This window comes from Flavobacterium sp. A45 (assembly GCF_002001005.1).
GTDB lineage: Bacteria > Bacteroidota > Bacteroidia > Flavobacteriales > Flavobacteriaceae > Flavobacterium.
Genome location: NZ_MUNX01000090.1, coordinates 23,189 through 37,403, shown reverse-complemented (window position 1 = coordinate 37,403; position 14,215 = coordinate 23,189). Strand labels below are relative to the sequence as shown.

15 protein-coding genes are annotated in these 14,215 nt (G+C 33.4%); 8 read left to right on the top strand and 7 right to left on the bottom strand.

Going from position 1 to position 14,215, the window contains the following annotated elements; all coding sequences use genetic code 11:
- Positions 1 to 61 precede the first annotated feature (61 nt).
- Positions 62 to 757 (bottom strand): ABC transporter ATP-binding protein, encoded by a 696-nt coding sequence (locus B0E44_RS11210; protein ID WP_077374800.1) that lies wholly within the window; start codon positions 755 to 757, stop codon positions 62 to 64.
- A 47-nt stretch (positions 758 to 804) separates the two neighbouring features.
- The gene (locus B0E44_RS11205; RefSeq protein WP_077374906.1) at positions 805 to 2,265 is read right to left on the bottom strand and encodes a DUF5687 family protein; all 1,461 of its coding nucleotides are present in this window, start codon (positions 2,263 to 2,265) and stop codon (positions 805 to 807) included.
- Positions 2,266 to 2,401: 136 nt separating this feature from the next.
- On the opposite strand from B0E44_RS11205, the gene B0E44_RS11200 reads away from it, so the two are divergent.
- The gene (locus tag B0E44_RS11200; RefSeq protein WP_077374797.1) at positions 2,402 to 3,454 is read left to right on the top strand and encodes a ferredoxin--NADP reductase; all 1,053 of its coding nucleotides are present in this window, start codon (positions 2,402 to 2,404) and stop codon (positions 3,452 to 3,454) included.
- Positions 3,455 to 3,504: 50 nt separating this feature from the next.
- Here B0E44_RS11200 and B0E44_RS11195 read toward each other — a convergent pair whose 3' ends face one another.
- Entirely contained in the window at positions 3,505 to 4,515 is a 1,011-nt protein-coding gene (locus B0E44_RS11195; protein WP_077374903.1) for a glycosyltransferase family 9 protein, read from the bottom strand.
- 46 nt (positions 4,516 to 4,561) lie between these two features.
- Positions 4,562 to 5,167, bottom strand: coding sequence for a DUF4254 domain-containing protein (locus B0E44_RS11190; protein ID WP_077374794.1), 606 nt, complete (start codon positions 5,165 to 5,167; stop codon positions 4,562 to 4,564).
- 88 nt (positions 5,168 to 5,255) lie between these two features.
- Between B0E44_RS11190 and upp the strand changes: the two genes are divergently transcribed.
- The gene (gene upp, locus B0E44_RS11185; protein ID WP_077374791.1) at positions 5,256 to 5,909 is read left to right on the top strand and encodes a uracil phosphoribosyltransferase; all 654 of its coding nucleotides are present in this window, start codon (positions 5,256 to 5,258) and stop codon (positions 5,907 to 5,909) included.
- Here upp and B0E44_RS11180 read toward each other — a convergent pair.
- Complete coding sequence (locus B0E44_RS11180; protein WP_077374788.1) at positions 5,904 to 6,833, bottom strand: hypothetical protein; 930 nt, start codon at positions 6,831 to 6,833, stop codon at positions 5,904 to 5,906. The genes upp and B0E44_RS11180 overlap by 6 nt on opposite strands.
- 145 nt (positions 6,834 to 6,978) lie before the next feature.
- Here B0E44_RS11180 and B0E44_RS11175 point away from each other — a divergent pair, with 145 nt between their 5' ends.
- Complete coding sequence (locus B0E44_RS11175) at positions 6,979 to 7,215, top strand: uracil phosphoribosyltransferase (protein ID WP_077374785.1); 237 nt, start codon at positions 6,979 to 6,981, stop codon at positions 7,213 to 7,215.
- A 72-nt stretch (positions 7,216 to 7,287) separates the two neighbouring features.
- On the opposite strand, the gene purD is transcribed toward B0E44_RS11175, so the two are convergent.
- Complete coding sequence (gene purD, locus B0E44_RS11170) at positions 7,288 to 8,562, bottom strand: phosphoribosylamine--glycine ligase (protein ID WP_077374900.1); 1,275 nt, start codon at positions 8,560 to 8,562, stop codon at positions 7,288 to 7,290.
- Positions 8,563 to 8,676: 114 nt separating this feature from the next.
- Here purD and B0E44_RS11165 point away from each other — a divergent pair, with 114 nt between their 5' ends.
- The 5 genes from B0E44_RS11165 to B0E44_RS11145 are packed head-to-tail and all read left to right on the top strand — an operon-like array spanning position 8,677 to position 12,864.
- Positions 8,677 to 8,958 (top strand): type II toxin-antitoxin system RelE/ParE family toxin, encoded by a 282-nt coding sequence (locus tag B0E44_RS11165; RefSeq protein ID WP_077374782.1) that lies wholly within the window; start codon positions 8,677 to 8,679, stop codon positions 8,956 to 8,958.
- A gap of 11 nt (positions 8,959 to 8,969) precedes the next feature.
- Positions 8,970 to 9,272, top strand: coding sequence for a HigA family addiction module antitoxin (locus B0E44_RS11160; protein WP_077374779.1), 303 nt, complete (start codon positions 8,970 to 8,972; stop codon positions 9,270 to 9,272).
- Positions 9,273 to 10,595 carry a phenylacetate--CoA ligase family protein gene (locus tag B0E44_RS11155; protein WP_077374776.1) on the top strand — a complete coding sequence of 441 codons (1,323 nt, stop codon included), beginning with the start codon at positions 9,273 to 9,275 and terminating at the stop codon, positions 10,593 to 10,595.
- The gene (gene wecB, locus B0E44_RS11150) at positions 10,595 to 11,680 is read left to right on the top strand and encodes a non-hydrolyzing UDP-N-acetylglucosamine 2-epimerase (protein ID WP_174565130.1); all 1,086 of its coding nucleotides are present in this window, start codon (positions 10,595 to 10,597) and stop codon (positions 11,678 to 11,680) included. The genes B0E44_RS11155 and wecB overlap by 1 nt, the downstream gene beginning before the upstream one ends.
- A complete protein-coding gene (locus B0E44_RS11145) occupies positions 11,680 to 12,864 on the top strand; it encodes a glycosyltransferase family 4 protein (protein ID WP_077374770.1) in 1,185 nt (394 codons plus the stop codon). The genes wecB and B0E44_RS11145 overlap by 1 nt, the downstream gene beginning before the upstream one ends.
- Here the strand turns inward: B0E44_RS11145 and B0E44_RS11140 are convergent.
- The gene (locus B0E44_RS11140) at positions 12,861 to 14,213 is read right to left on the bottom strand and encodes an exopolysaccharide biosynthesis polyprenyl glycosylphosphotransferase (RefSeq protein ID WP_077374767.1); all 1,353 of its coding nucleotides are present in this window, start codon (positions 14,211 to 14,213) and stop codon (positions 12,861 to 12,863) included. The two genes, B0E44_RS11145 and B0E44_RS11140, sit on opposite strands and share 4 nt — an antisense overlap.
- Between the last annotated feature and the right edge of the window lie 2 nt (positions 14,214 to 14,215).

The following is a 14,215-nucleotide window of genomic DNA, read 5'->3' as shown; positions in this document are numbered from 1 at the left end:
TTAAAAAAGGATTTTAGTATAATGACTTGTAAAAATACGTTTCTTTTTGAAATATATAAATTTAAACAGCAAAAAACAATTCCAATTCTTGGAGCGTCTCTTTTGTAGTTACTATGTCTTTTACCAATTCTCCTTTGTTTAGTGCTACAATTCGGTCGCAAACCTCAACCGTGTGCTGTAAATCGTGGCTTGAAACCAGTATCGTTATGTTTGGATTCTCTGCTAATTCTTTGATGATTTTTTTCAATCGGTTAACAGTTGTTGGATCCAAATTAGCAAAAGGCTCATCCAATATAATGACCTCCGGATTTCCGATTAAAGTCGCGATGATTCCCACTTTCTTTTGATTTCCTTTGGATAAATCACGCAGATATTTTTTGTTTTTAAGAATCTCTCCATTAAAAAACTCCTCATACTGAAGCAATAAAGCATCAACATCAGCTTTATTCTGCCCTCTTAAATCGCCAATGAAATAAAAGTATTCTTCGGGTGTCAAATATCCTATCAGGAAACTTTCGTCCAGAAATGAAGCCGTAAAAGGTTTCCAGTCTTCACTCGTATTCACTTGGATTTCATTATTCAAAATACTGCCCGTTGTGGGCTGAATTAAATCCAATAACAAACTGAAAAAAGTGGTTTTTCCTGCTCCATTATTGCCTACTAATCCAAAACTTTGCCCCTTTGGGATTTCTAATGATTCTATATTCAATACGGTTGTCCCGTTATACTTTTTTGAAAGATTATTTACTTGTATCATTTTTTTTAAGTTTAATCGTTGATTTATTGATTCGTCAATCTATTAAATTAACTCTTTTGTTTGTAGGCTTCAATGGTTGCATATTTCTCCTTTTTATAGGTTTTTTCAATAAAAACAAAAGCTTTATTTTTGAATGCTAAACCTAAAAGTCCAACAGCAGCAACAAGTGCTAGACCCAAATTGGCATCCATCAAATAAGTTCCCAACCAATACAATCCCACTGGCAAAATCAACTGTGGAATAGTAATAAGCATTGTTTTTGCATTAAATGCTTTTTTGTCCCCAAAGGCACCTTTCCCAGAATTCAAATCAATTGGGGTTTTCGTAAAAGCTCCTCCTAATAACACTAATAGGGAATTGAATCCAATATTATAAATGGCACCTACAAATATGGTCAAATAAACATCCCATCCAAAATACAAATAAAAAGAAGCCAAAATAGTAGATATTACTGTGCCAATTATCATCAGCCACCATTTGGAATTTAAATACCCGCGATAAGGTATGTTTTGGGTCATCATCAGTTGATAATAAGCACTGTCCCAACTTGGTACGAACTGCCCAAAAGTGATCAGAAATCCTCCAGAAACGAATATTCCCGCAAAAATTCTCATCACAGCTGGTTGATGCGAATTGGTAAAAAAGATCAATCCATAAAACAAGAACATAATACTTAACCCAATTGTAGTTTTGGAGCGTTTGTTCCTTTTTATTAATTTAATATCATTTTTCAAAAAAGTACCTAATGTTCCAAATTGGTTCAACCATGTTAGATTCTCCGTTTTGGCAATGTCTTTTTTAACCGTTAATCCAGCGTCCAAGTACAAATCTCCTTTTAGGTAGTTATACGTCCAATAATACAATCCGGCTAAAACTAAAACTGGTATCAGAAACACCCATTTGGTATGGAATAAGGCTTCAAAAAATGGGTAAGTGTAAAACGTAATATCGAAGAGTTTGTAATAATGACAGCCTGCCAAAATCGCGACTATAGTGATAAAAATACCCAATAAGTTATCTTTGTTGTTCAATAAAATATTGAGAAAGTTATTTGCATAAATTATAGAAAAAAGACCCATTAACCAAAGAAGCACACTAATTACATCATACCCCTCATAAATTAAAACGGCACAAAAAGGAAGAAATAAAAAGGCATGCACTAAGTTGAAAAAAGATAATACTGTCTTCCCTAAAGAAAAATGGACGATGGTTGCCCGTTTGAAAGGCATTGTCAACAGCGGCCGTATGTTCATTACCGGAATCGACTGAAGCAAAAGCCTAACAATCAAATCCATCAAAAAGTAATACATCAAAAATTTGTTGATGGTCTCCAACGGATCCAATTTCAATTTCCTCAGTATATAAAAAGCACCAACTCCTAATGCTAAAAAAACTAAGGTGAAATACAGCGCTAGAAATCCCATCAATATTTTCAAGGCCAAATTCGAAGCGAAAGAGGCTGCCCTCAAAAAGGATTTCCACTCAAGATAAATAAATTTTGCAATCATGGTTTTTTGTTTGATTTTGTAAGTAAGTAGTTTATAGTAGGAAAACGTTACATAAAAATAATGAAAAACTACCTTGGATAGCATCAAATTCTTTCAATCCTAAATAGTTTTATTACTTTTGCAAAAAAATAGTCTCATGCCAAATTTTCTTAAATTAATTGTAAAAGAAGTAAAACGCGAAACTAAAGATGCCGTTTCGATACTTTTTAATGTCCCTGAAGAATTAAAACCCAATTATACTTTTATTGCCGGTCAGTACATAAATTTACGTCTGACATTGGATAATACCGAAATCCGCCGTGCCTATTCCATCTGCTCTGCTCCCGGAAGCGGTGAATTGCGTATTGCTGTGAAAGCCGTAAAAGATGGCGCTTTTTCTCAATTTGCCAATAGCAAATTAAAAGCTGGCGATGTTCTTGAAGTAGGGAAACCAGAAGGTAAATTTATTTTTGAACCCGAAATTGACCGCCAAAAAAATTATATCGCTTTTGTAGCCGGTAGTGGAATTACGCCTGTTTTGTCCATTATAAAATCGGTTTTGAAAAGCGAACCTAAAAGTTCCTTTACTCTAGTATATGGAAACAAATCACCCGAAGAAACCATTTTTCATCAGGAATTGCATGATTTGCAACTTCAATATGTAGGCCGTCTATTTGTAGATTATGTTTATAGCAGAGTGAATGTTGAAAACGCATTATTTGGAAGAATTGACAAAGCTGCTGTAAATTATGCCTTGAATACAAAGCATGCCACATTGCAGTTTGATAAATTCTATTTGTGCGGTCCAGAAGAAATGATCAATACCGTTTCGAATGTTTTGAAAGAAAAAAACGTAAAAGAATCGGCTATAAAATTCGAGCTTTTCACTTCTTCTTCTCAAGAAAATCCTATCAAAGAATCATTAAGCGGTCATTCTAAAATTACCGTTATGGTTGATGATGAGGAAACAACTTTCGAAATGTCTCAAAAACAAAGCATTCTTGATGCCGCTCTTAAACAAGGAATAGATGCTCCTTATTCCTGCCAAGGCGGAATCTGCAGCAGTTGTCTAGCACGTGTTACCGAAGGCGCAGCTGAGATGAAGAAAAACTCCATTCTAACTGACAGTGAAATTGCAGAAGGTTTAATCTTAACTTGTCAGGCACATCCAACCACCGCTACAATTCGCGTGGATTATGATGATGTTTAATAAAATAAATGAAAATGAAAATGAAAAACTTCTCTTAAAAGAGAAGTTTTTTATTTTAGAGAAGTTTTGATTTTCTGGACAACCATTTTTGGTAAAATAGTTCTCATAGCATCTTCATAACCTTCTACAATTTTATTTCCATAAACAGAGGTAGGTAATTTTGGATACAAATTTCTATCCGAAACTAATGCGTTTTCCAAGGGCTGATTGAAAGGAGAAAAACCGGCATACGGATGTGTTGCCCCCCAAAGCGTAATTACTTTCACTCCCAGCATCGCAGCAATGTGAGCATTTCCGGAATCCATAGAAAGCATTACATCCAAATTGCTAATGAGTTGCAACTCTTGTGGAAACTTGATTTTTCCAGCCATATTAATGACATTCTCTTTCCCAGAACTTATTGTATTTAAAATTTCAATTTCTTTTTTTCCGCCTCCAAAAAGCAAGATTTTACTGTTTTTGTCTAAGGCTAAAGTATCTATTACTTCCTGCATTAAATCCAAGGGATAAACTTTCGAATGGTATTGTGCAAAAGGTGCAATCCCAATTAATTTTTGATTATTTTCTCCGATTATATCAATTACTTCTTGATCTAAAATTGCTTTTTTAGGAAAAATTGGATTGGCTAAATCCACAGAAAACCCTAGTTGTTCAAAGACTTTTACGTGTCTTTCGAACATCGTGGTCAACGGTTTGAAAACTTTATTTTCGGGACGGGTTAACGCTTTTTTCTCTTCTCTTCCTTTATCAACAGATGCAGTTTTTTTTCCGCTCATGGCAAAAAGTGTCCGCACTACTTTGGAACGCAAGACATTATGCAAATCGACAAAAGCATCGATATCCAATGCTGCTAAATCCTGATATAATCTACAAAGCCCCAAGAATCCTTTATGCCTTTCTTTTTCATCAAAAGCAAAAAAAGAGAGGTTTGGAATACCTTCGAAGAAAGGTTTGAAAAAAGGTCTGGAAACTAATGAGATTTTTACCTCTGGATACTGATTTACAAAAGCTCGTAAAACAGGAACCGTCATGGCAACATCTCCCATTGCGGAAAGTCTCATGACGGCTATATGTTTAATTTTTGGAGACAAATTTGTTGCCAAAAAACTATTTTTTATTTTGATACAAAACTGGGTTCAAATCATCGTCATTGTACATTTTCATTTGTTTGTACACTTTCATGAATTTGTCTCCGTTTTCGATGTCTGTCAATAAATCTTCAATTGCTGTTGACAAATCGCTTCTTTGTTCCAAAAGAATGTTCAATTTTGCCTGACATTTGTCTCTATGATCTTGTGAAGCTTCGGCACGATTGGCTTCTTCATTCATGTGATAAATTTTCAATGCTAAAATAGACAAGCGGTCAAAAGCCCAAGCCGGACTTTCGGAATTGATTTTGGCATCGTTCTTAACTACAACATGGCTGTATTTTTGAAGAAAATAACTGTCGATATATTCTACCATATCCGTACGTTCCTGGTTTGAAGCATCGATTCTTCTTTTCAAAGTCAAAGCAGCAACTGGATCAATATTCGGGTCGCGAATAATATCTTCAAAATGCCATTGAACGGTGTCAATCCAGTTTTTTAGATACAATAAATGCTCGAACTTATCTTTTGGAAAAGGATTGTTTATCGGTTGGTCCACATTATCAAATTGATGATAATCTTTTATACTTTGCTCAAATACTGAATAAGCTAATTTTGAAAACATATCTTATGATTTTAGAAATACAAAGATACTTTTTATACTTTTATGGTATAAAAAAAACTCTATAAATTAAGTTCTTAATAACAGATACATGGAAATTCATTATTTATCGGAAAAAAATAGTGTGCTGAATCACTTTTTAAGCCAAATTCGGAATGTCAATGTTCAAAAGGACAGTATGCGATTTCGCAGAAATATTGAACGCATTGGAGAAATTATGGCTTATGAAATGAGTCAGTCATTTCATTACAAAGATGTTGAAATAAAAACGCCTCTTGGTGTAAAGAAAACAACTGAAATCGCAGATCAATTGGTTGTATGTTCCATTTTAAGAGCTGGACTGACCTTACACCAAGGATTCTTAAACTATTTTGACAATGCCGAAAATGGTTTTATTTCCGCCTACAGACATCATCCGAATAATGATGATTTCTTTGATATTCTGGTGGAATACCAAGCGATTGCTGATATTAATGGGAAAAATGTTTTGTTGGTAGACCCAATGCTTGCCACAGGACAATCTATAGTTGCTGTTTTTAATAAACTGATGGAAAGAGGAACTCCAAAAGAAATTCATATCGCCGTAATTATTGCTGCTCCTGAAGGCATTGCGTATCTGAAACAAAATTTGCCTGATACCTGTCATCTTTGGATTGCATCTCTCGATGAAAAACTCAATGATAAAAGCTATATCGTTCCAGGGCTTGGAGATGCAGGAGATTTGGCTTATGGCACTAAATTATAGCTGAGAGAAAAAAGCAAATAAACTACACGCCAAAAACACAAATATCACAATTTCTTCTTTCAATTTGGGCTGAGATATTTCGATTTGAGTGGTTGCCATTATCGCCAATGGTGCAAAAGTAAATACTAATGTTTCATTACTTTTATTGACCGATAAAATAAAAACTAAGATTCCTATAAAAAACGAAGCGATGACTTTTTTATAAGAAGAAAGCAACACTAAAGGTCTGCTAGATAAGGTTGAAAGCGTAGAAATTACAAAAAATAATGCCACCGTAATGTATATTGAAAAAGCAGCGTTCTGATAATTATTGGTAAAATAGTCAAGACTTAAATCAATTTTACTGCTTTCTTTTAAAAATGCAATACCGCTGATATCAAAAATTAAAGAGCAGGCTAGAAACAAAATTGATACTGCAAAAAGAGCAATAAATGGAATAACCCAGTTTCTATAATCTCTGGAAACATGAAATATCACCGATATAAATACCAAAAGAATATATAAAATACTCCAAAACTGAAATAAAGCCGCCATAAAAATCCATAATGAAGCATCAAAAAGCTTCTCCTTGGATTCTTTAAGAGTCTGCAAAGAAACAAGTCTTCTAATGGCTAATAACACAAAAAAATTGGACAGAATTAAATTGGGATTGTTAAATAAGTCTGGGAAAAAAATTAGGAGTAGAAAAGTAAAAAAAGCAGTGTAAGTACTGTCCCTGCTCAATCCGTTTTTTTTGGAAATAAAACTATTCAGAAAAACTGTTGCAAATAAAATCAGAAATAAACCTGTTTTTTGAAGAATAAGAATAGTAGAATTTGTCCAAGCTGAATCTTGGATTTGATACAGGAAAAAGAAAACCAGCATTAAAATAACAACCAAAGAAAAATTAAATGGTGTAGATTTTTTAAAAACACTTGTTATCATAAGGATATTTTATACTTTTGTGACTGTAAATATAATACTTGTTTAAAAAGGAATTGGGCAAGATTAAAAAAGATTCTAACGAATTCTCTTTTTTGATGTTCAAAATTCCAAAACAAAAAATAATAAAAAATTAAAGAGATACATTATGACATCATTTTTTGAAGGAATACAATATTTATTTGTAAACATTTTATTCTATCCTTTAGACTTATTGCGTTCATTAGAGCTTAAATCTTGGTTTGGTGCCAATTTTATCAACTGGATCTTTATGATTATTTGTTCAGTTGCTATTGTTTATTGGATTAAACAATTAAAATTACACAAAGAAAACGGAGAAGAGTATCAAGATACAACGGCACATTCTTTCTTGGGTGACGAATAATAATATCCAATCCAAATAAAAAATAAAACACGAATTGAACAAAATAATAAGTTCAATTCGTGTTTTTTTGTTTTAGATTAAATCAAATCCAATATCTTTTCTAAAATTCATTTTATCGAAATGTATCTGATCTACATTTTTGTATGATTTATTTAAAGCTTCCTGAAAATTATCTCCATACGAAGTAATAGCCATTACTCTTCCTCCGTTGCTTACCACATTTCCATTATCTAATTTGGTTCCCGCATGAAAAACGATAGAATCGGTAACTTTTTCAAGTCCAGTGATTACTTTTCCTTTCTCGAAATCTTCAGGATATCCACCAGAAACAATCATAACTGTCGTTGCGCTTCTTTCATCCACTTCCAGATTGAACTCGTCTAGTTTTTCATTGGCCACAGCCAAAAACAATTCCACTAAATCAGATTTTAATCTTGGAACAACCACTTCAGTTTCTGGATCTCCCATTCTCACATTATATTCAATAACAATTGGCTCATTGTTGACATTGATTAGTCCAATAAACACAAAACCTTTATATGCAATTCCATCCTTTTGAAAACCTTCAATCGTAGGTTTTACAATACGAGTTTCAATTTTTTCCATCAAAACCGCATCCACATAAGGAACTGGAGAAACTGCTCCCATTCCTCCTGTGTTCAGTCCTGTGTCTCCTTCGCCAATGCGTTTGTAATCTTTGGCCGTTGGCAGAATTTTATAGCTTTTCCCGTCCGTCAAAACAAAACAGCTTAATTCAATTCCGTCAAGGAATTCTTCGATAACCACTTTAGAACTTGCTGCACCAAATTTTTGACCAACCAGCATGTTTCTTAATTCTGATTGAGCTTCCGCTAAATCCTGAATAATCAAAACACCTTTTCCTGCAGCTAAACCATCTGCTTTCAAAACATACGGAGGCTGCAAAGTTTCTAGAAATTTACATCCTTTTTCAACCGTTGAGGCTGTAAAACTATCATAAGCTGCTGTTGGAATTTTGTGTTTTATCAAAAATTCTTTGGCAAACTCTTTACTTCCTTCTAATGTTGCTCCTAATTTTGATGGACCAATTACTGGAATCTCTTTTAAATCTTCGTCATTTAAGAAAAAGTCATAAATCCCTTTTACCAACGGATCTTCTGGTCCAACAACTACCATTTCTATATTTTCTTTGATAACCAATGCTTTTATCGCTTCGAAATCAGTGGCGCTGATATCAATGTTTTTAGCAATTTGAGCAGTACCCGCATTTCCTGGTGCTACAAAAAGGGTGTCACAAAGCGGACTTTGAATCATTTTCCACGCAAAAGCATGTTCTCTTCCTCCAGATCCTAATAGTAAAATATTCATGGTGTAGTTATTTAGTTGCATTACTGCCTTTTGACAGACGGTGCAAAAATAGTTTGTTTTGCCGTGAAATAATAATTTTTTTTACTTACTTTTGACGTTAGTAACGTGAAAGATATGATAATTTCATTTGGGTCAAAAGAAACCGAAAAAATTTGGAATGGAATTGTTGTAAAAAAACCTTCAATAGAAATTCAGCAAATCGGAAGAAGAAAACTGAGAATGCTTAACAACTCACAAGATTTGACAGATTTAAGAATTCCTCCATCCAATCGTTTAGAAAAACTGAGCGGTAATTTAAAGGAGTATTACAGTATTCGGATTAACAATCAGTGGCGAATCATTTTTAATTGGGAAAGCGGAAATGCTTCGAATGTAGAAATTGTAGATTATCATTAAAAAGATTTGAAATGGAAAAATTAAAAAACATACATCCTGGAGAAATTTTGCTTGAAGAATTTCTTATTCCTTTAGACATAACTCCGTATCGTTTATCAAAAGATTTAAAAATCCCACAAACCAGAATTTCGGAAATTACTAAAGGAAATCGCCGAATTACGGCAGATACAGCAATACGTTTGAGTCAGTATTTTGGAAATTCAGCTAAATTTTGGCTTGGTTTGCAAGATGATTATGACATCGAAGAAGAACAAGAAAACAAAGGGGAAGAAATTCAATCCATTAAGCCCTTTGATAATCAAAAAGTGGCGTAGATGTTCAAATTATTTGACTTAACACTAAAAATAAATGGTTTCCCAATGAAGGAAGCCAAAGCCGAACTGCAAAAAATCATTGCTATTCCAGAGGAAAATTTTGGTGATTATATTGAACATAAAAAAACAGAAATTGTCAATTTTCATTTAAGAAATAATTCTTTTTATAAAGAGCTTGTTGGCGAAAACTCTTTTAAAAACTGGTCTAATTTGCCAATTTTGAATAAGAGGAATTTACAGAAACCTTTGAAAGAAAGACTTTCTTTGGGTTACAATGAAAAATCGATATATATTAATAAAACATCTGGTTCCAGTGGTGACCCATTTATTTTTGCTAAAGACAAATTTTGCCATGCCTTGACATGGGCTTCCAATATTTATCGTTTTGGCTGGTATGGAATTGATTTTAACTCTTCCTATCAAGCCCGTTTTTATGGGATACCATTGGATTTTATAGGTAATCGAAAAGAACGATTCAAGGATTTTTTGAGCAATCGGTATCGGTTCTCGATATTCAATTTATCCGATGAAGTTTTAGAAGGTTTTTTAAAAGACTTTAAAACCAAGAAATTCGACTATATCAATGGCTATACCTCATCAATAGTTTTGTTTGCAAAATTTTTGCAGAAAAAAAATATTGTTTTAAAGGAAATCTGTCCAACATTAAAAGTATGTATGGTCACCTCCGAAATGCTTTTTGAAGAAGACAAACTATTGTTGGAAAAACAATTTGGCGTTCCTATTGTCAATGAATATGGAGCTTCAGAATTGGATTTGATTGCTTTTCAAAACCCTGAAGGAAAATGGCAAGTTAATTCGGAAACATTGTTTGTGGAGATTTTGGACGAAAATAATCAGGCTGTGCCGAACGGAACTTCGGGCCGGATTGTGATTACTTCTCTCTTCAACAAAGCGCATCCTTTTATTCGATACGATATTGGCGACATTGGAATTTTAGACGAAAAAAGCACTTTTAAAAAACCAATTCTCAAAAAATTAATCGGCAGAACCAATGATGTTGCCATTTTACCAAGCGGAAAAAAATCGCCTGGATTGACTTTTTATTACGTAACCAAAAGTATTATAGAAGACGACGGCAATGTAAAAGAATTTGTTATCAAACAAACTAAAATAGATACTTTTGACATTGAATATGTGAGCCAAACCGAATTGAATTTGGAACAAATACACAAAATTGAAGCAGCAATTGCTCTATATTTAGAAAAAGGATTGGTTTTTACATTCGTTAGAAAAGAAAAACTGGAACGAAGCAAAAGCGGAAAATTAAAACAGTTTGTTTCATTAATTAAAGAAATAGTATAATGATAATCACAATAGTCGCAGGTGCAAGACCCAATTTTATCAAAATCGCACCCATCATCAAAGCAATTGAAAAAAAGCAAAACGAAGGAGCTACTATTTCCTATCGTTTGGTACATACAGGTCAACATTATGATAAAAACCTCAGCGATACTTTTTTTGAAGAATTAAATATCCCGAAACCGAACAGCAATCTGGAAGTGAAAAGTGGTTCGCAAGCGGAGCAAACCGGAGCGATTATGGTTGCTTTTGAGAAAGAATTACAACAAAATCCCTGTGATTTGGTACTGGTCGTTGGTGATGTCAATTCGACAATGGCTTGCGCAATTGTAGCCAAAAAACAAAACATAAAAGTGGCTCATGTCGAAGCCGGAATTCGCTCTGGAGATATGACAATGCCAGAAGAAATCAATCGAATCGTTACCGACAGCATCACTGATTATTTCTTTACCACCTCAACCTCAGCATCCGAAAATTTATTGATAAATGGTATAGATAAAACCAATATTCATTTCGTTGGCAACGTGATGATTGATACTTTATATCAAAATTTGGACAGAATTTTTATGCCCCTTTTTTGGAATGAATTTCAATTGAAAGCTAAGAATTACATCGTTCTTACCTTACATCGTCCATCTAATGTAGATGAAGAACAATCTTTAATTCAATTACTAGAAGGCATTGATAAAATGGCTGAAAACAAAAAAGTAATTTTCCCCATCCATCCCAGAACAAAAGCTATTTTGGGAGAAACAAATTTGAAATTGAAAAATATTCTTTTTGTGGAGCCACAAGGTTATCTAAATTTTATGTTCCTCATCAAAAATAGTTTTGCTGTTATTACTGATTCTGGAGGAATTTCGGAAGAAACTACCGTTATGAGAATTCCTTGTTTTACCATGCGAAACAACACCGAAAGACCTGAAACACAAAGTATTGGAACCAATACTTTAGTTGGGACTTCGGTAGAAAATTTGAAAAAACTATTTGGAAAATTCCTGAAAAATGGAAGTCGAAAAACTGGAATTCCAGAACTTTGGGACGGAAAAGCCTCAGAAAGAATTATTGACATCCTGCTTAAAAAATAATGGAAGAAATTCTAATCATATCGAATTATTACCCACCAGAAAAAGGGGCTGCTGCCAATAGAATTGAACAATTGGCGCTGAAATTGAATCAAAACAATTACAAAGTTTCCGTTCTTTGTCCGCTGGGGAATTACCCAAAAGGTGAATTATTTCCTGAATACAAAGGAAAGTTTTCAGTAACAGAAAATCTTCAGGATATTACCGTAAAACGACTTTGGATTTATCCGAGTGTCAGCAAAAACATTTTTAAAAGAACACTCTCTGTTTTGTCTTTTTCTTCCATGCTTTTTCTCTATTTAGTGTTAAAAAAAACACCCCATAAAGTTATCGTTCAATCGCCTCCTTTGTTATTATCGTTTGTATCAGTTTTAACACTTTCGCTATTGCGGAAAAAAATAATATTGAATGTTTCTGACTTATGGCCTTTGGCAGCCATTGAATTGAAAGCCTTGAGATCTGGTAGTTTTTCGCATAAAGTTTCTTTGTTTTTTGAACGATTTATCTACTCAAAAGCAACTTTAATATTTGGTCAATCCAACGAAATTATTACTCACATCCATTCCTCTTTTCCAGAAAAAAATTGTCATTTGTACCGCAATTTTCCCGAACATCAAACTGCTGAAATGCATTTTGCAACCCATGTAAATGACCCCATTAAACTCTTTTACGCAGGATTACTTGGCGTAGCGCAGGGTGTTTTGGAATTATGTCAACAAATTGAATTACAAAATGTAGACATTGAATTGCACATTTTTGGCGATGGTGCAGAAAAATCACAAATCGAAGATTTAATTAAACAAAACCCAGAGAAAAAAATATATTTTCACGGAATGCTGGAACGTCATATTCTACACGAAAAAATAAAAACTTTTGATATTGCTATTGTTCCTCTGAAAACCAGAATTTACGGCTCTGTTCCTTCAAAAATATTCGAATATGGTGCATTGGGATTCCCTGTACTTTATTTTGGTGGAGGTGAAGGTGAAACAATCGTGAAAGAAAACAATTTAGGCTGGGTTGCTCAGGTAGGAAATTTCGAAAGCTTAAATACTACTTTAATCGAAATCTCAAAAACAGGAAAAGAGCCTATTCAAATGATGAAAAAACAAGTTTTTGATTATGCCGAAAATCATTTTGATCTCGATTTCCAAATTAAAGATTTAATCCAAAAAAATGTATTTTAATACGCTTTCCTGTCCCCTTTTAAAGTATTATAAATGGTAATTAAAATGATTTTCAAGTCCAACAACAATGACCATTTTTCGATATAAAAAATATCATACCGCACCCTGTTTATAATGTCTTTGTCGTTTTCAACTTCTCCTCTAAACCCTTTGGTTTGAGCCAAACCGGTTATACCTGGCTTTATAAAATGACGCACCATAAATTTATCAATCCGTTCGGCATACATATTGGTATGGCTTACCATGTGCGGTCTTGGCCCCACAACCGACATATCTCCCAACAGAACATTGAAAAATTGTGGCAATTCATCGATACTTGTTTTACGGATGAACTTACCAACTCTTGTAATTCTTGAATCATTTTTAGATACCTGTTCAATATCTGCCAATTCATTAATTTCCATAGATCGGAACTTAAAACAATTAAATTCCCTGTTATTCAAGCCATTCCTTTTTTGTACAAAAAACAAAGTCCCTTTGGAATCGATTTTTATAATAATTGCCAAAATAGGGATCAACCACGATAATACTCCAACTATAATTAGTATTGAAAAAACAATGTCAAAAATGCGCTTGATAAATTTGTGCAAAGATTCGTCTAACGAAATTGTTCTTTGAGAAATTACTGGAATATAGTCGTAATATTCAAAAACAGTATTTAAAGACAGTAATTGTTTTTGGTCTGGAATAAACTTAAGTGTTTTCAAATTATTGTCGGAAAAAAATATAAATTCTTCCACTTGCTTGCTGGTCAAATCTGTCAGAGAACAATAAATTTCATCTATTTTATTGTCTAAAATAAAAGAAAAACTTTCGTTCAAGAACTCGGATTTATCATTTTCTAAATCAACTATTTTTAATAATTTATAACCGTAATCCGGATTTTCCTCAAAAAAATTCTGCAAAGGCTTAATGCTTTTTTCCTTACCAACAAGTACTACTCTTCTAAAATTACCACCAAATAGGATTCTGTATTTTCTTAGAAAAAAATAAATAAATAGTTTAAAACCAAGAATTAAGGCTATAGAGACTGTCGCAAATGATGCTATTTCAGACAAACTATTTCTTTCAGGATAAAAATAAGCAAGCGCTAAACAACAAGTTATAAAAGCGATGGTCTGCTTCAAAGTACAGTTCAAAATGGCAATTACTTTGGTATAGCGATAGACTTCGTAAAAACCTAAATTCCAAGAAATAACAAACCACGCACTACTGATGAACAAAGCATAAAAATCATGAAAAACAGGTATACCGGAAAAATACGCTGCAAAAAAATTGATGATAACCAAATCTAATATGCGTGAAAAAGGGCGAATATAGCCTGAATATCTTCCGGTTTTAGTTTTCACTA

Coding starts and splice junctions, on each gene's coding strand:
- B0E44_RS11210 (WP_077374800.1), bottom strand. CDS start 757: ATGATACAAGTAAATAATCTTTCAAAAAAGTATAACGGGACAACCGTA.
- B0E44_RS11205 (WP_077374906.1), bottom strand. CDS start 2,265: ATGATTGCAAAATTTATTTATCTTGAGTGGAAATCCTTTTTGAGGGCA.
- B0E44_RS11200 (WP_077374797.1), top strand. CDS start 2,402: ATGCCAAATTTTCTTAAATTAATTGTAAAAGAAGTAAAACGCGAAACT.
- B0E44_RS11195 (WP_077374903.1), bottom strand. CDS start 4,515: ATGAGACTTTCCGCAATGGGAGATGTTGCCATGACGGTTCCTGTTTTA.
- B0E44_RS11190 (WP_077374794.1), bottom strand. CDS start 5,167: ATGTTTTCAAAATTAGCTTATTCAGTATTTGAGCAAAGTATAAAAGAT.
- upp (WP_077374791.1), top strand. CDS start 5,256: ATGGAAATTCATTATTTATCGGAAAAAAATAGTGTGCTGAATCACTTT.
- B0E44_RS11180 (WP_077374788.1), bottom strand. CDS start 6,833: ATGATAACAAGTGTTTTTAAAAAATCTACACCATTTAATTTTTCTTTG.
- B0E44_RS11175 (WP_077374785.1), top strand. CDS start 6,979: ATGACATCATTTTTTGAAGGAATACAATATTTATTTGTAAACATTTTA.
- purD (WP_077374900.1), bottom strand. CDS start 8,562: ATGAATATTTTACTATTAGGATCTGGAGGAAGAGAACATGCTTTTGCG.
- B0E44_RS11165 (WP_077374782.1), top strand. CDS start 8,677: ATGATAATTTCATTTGGGTCAAAAGAAACCGAAAAAATTTGGAATGGA.
- B0E44_RS11160 (WP_077374779.1), top strand. CDS start 8,970: ATGGAAAAATTAAAAAACATACATCCTGGAGAAATTTTGCTTGAAGAA.
- B0E44_RS11155 (WP_077374776.1), top strand. CDS start 9,273: ATGTTCAAATTATTTGACTTAACACTAAAAATAAATGGTTTCCCAATG.
- wecB (WP_174565130.1), top strand. CDS start 10,595: ATGATAATCACAATAGTCGCAGGTGCAAGACCCAATTTTATCAAAATC.
- B0E44_RS11145 (WP_077374770.1), top strand. CDS start 11,680: ATGGAAGAAATTCTAATCATATCGAATTATTACCCACCAGAAAAAGGG.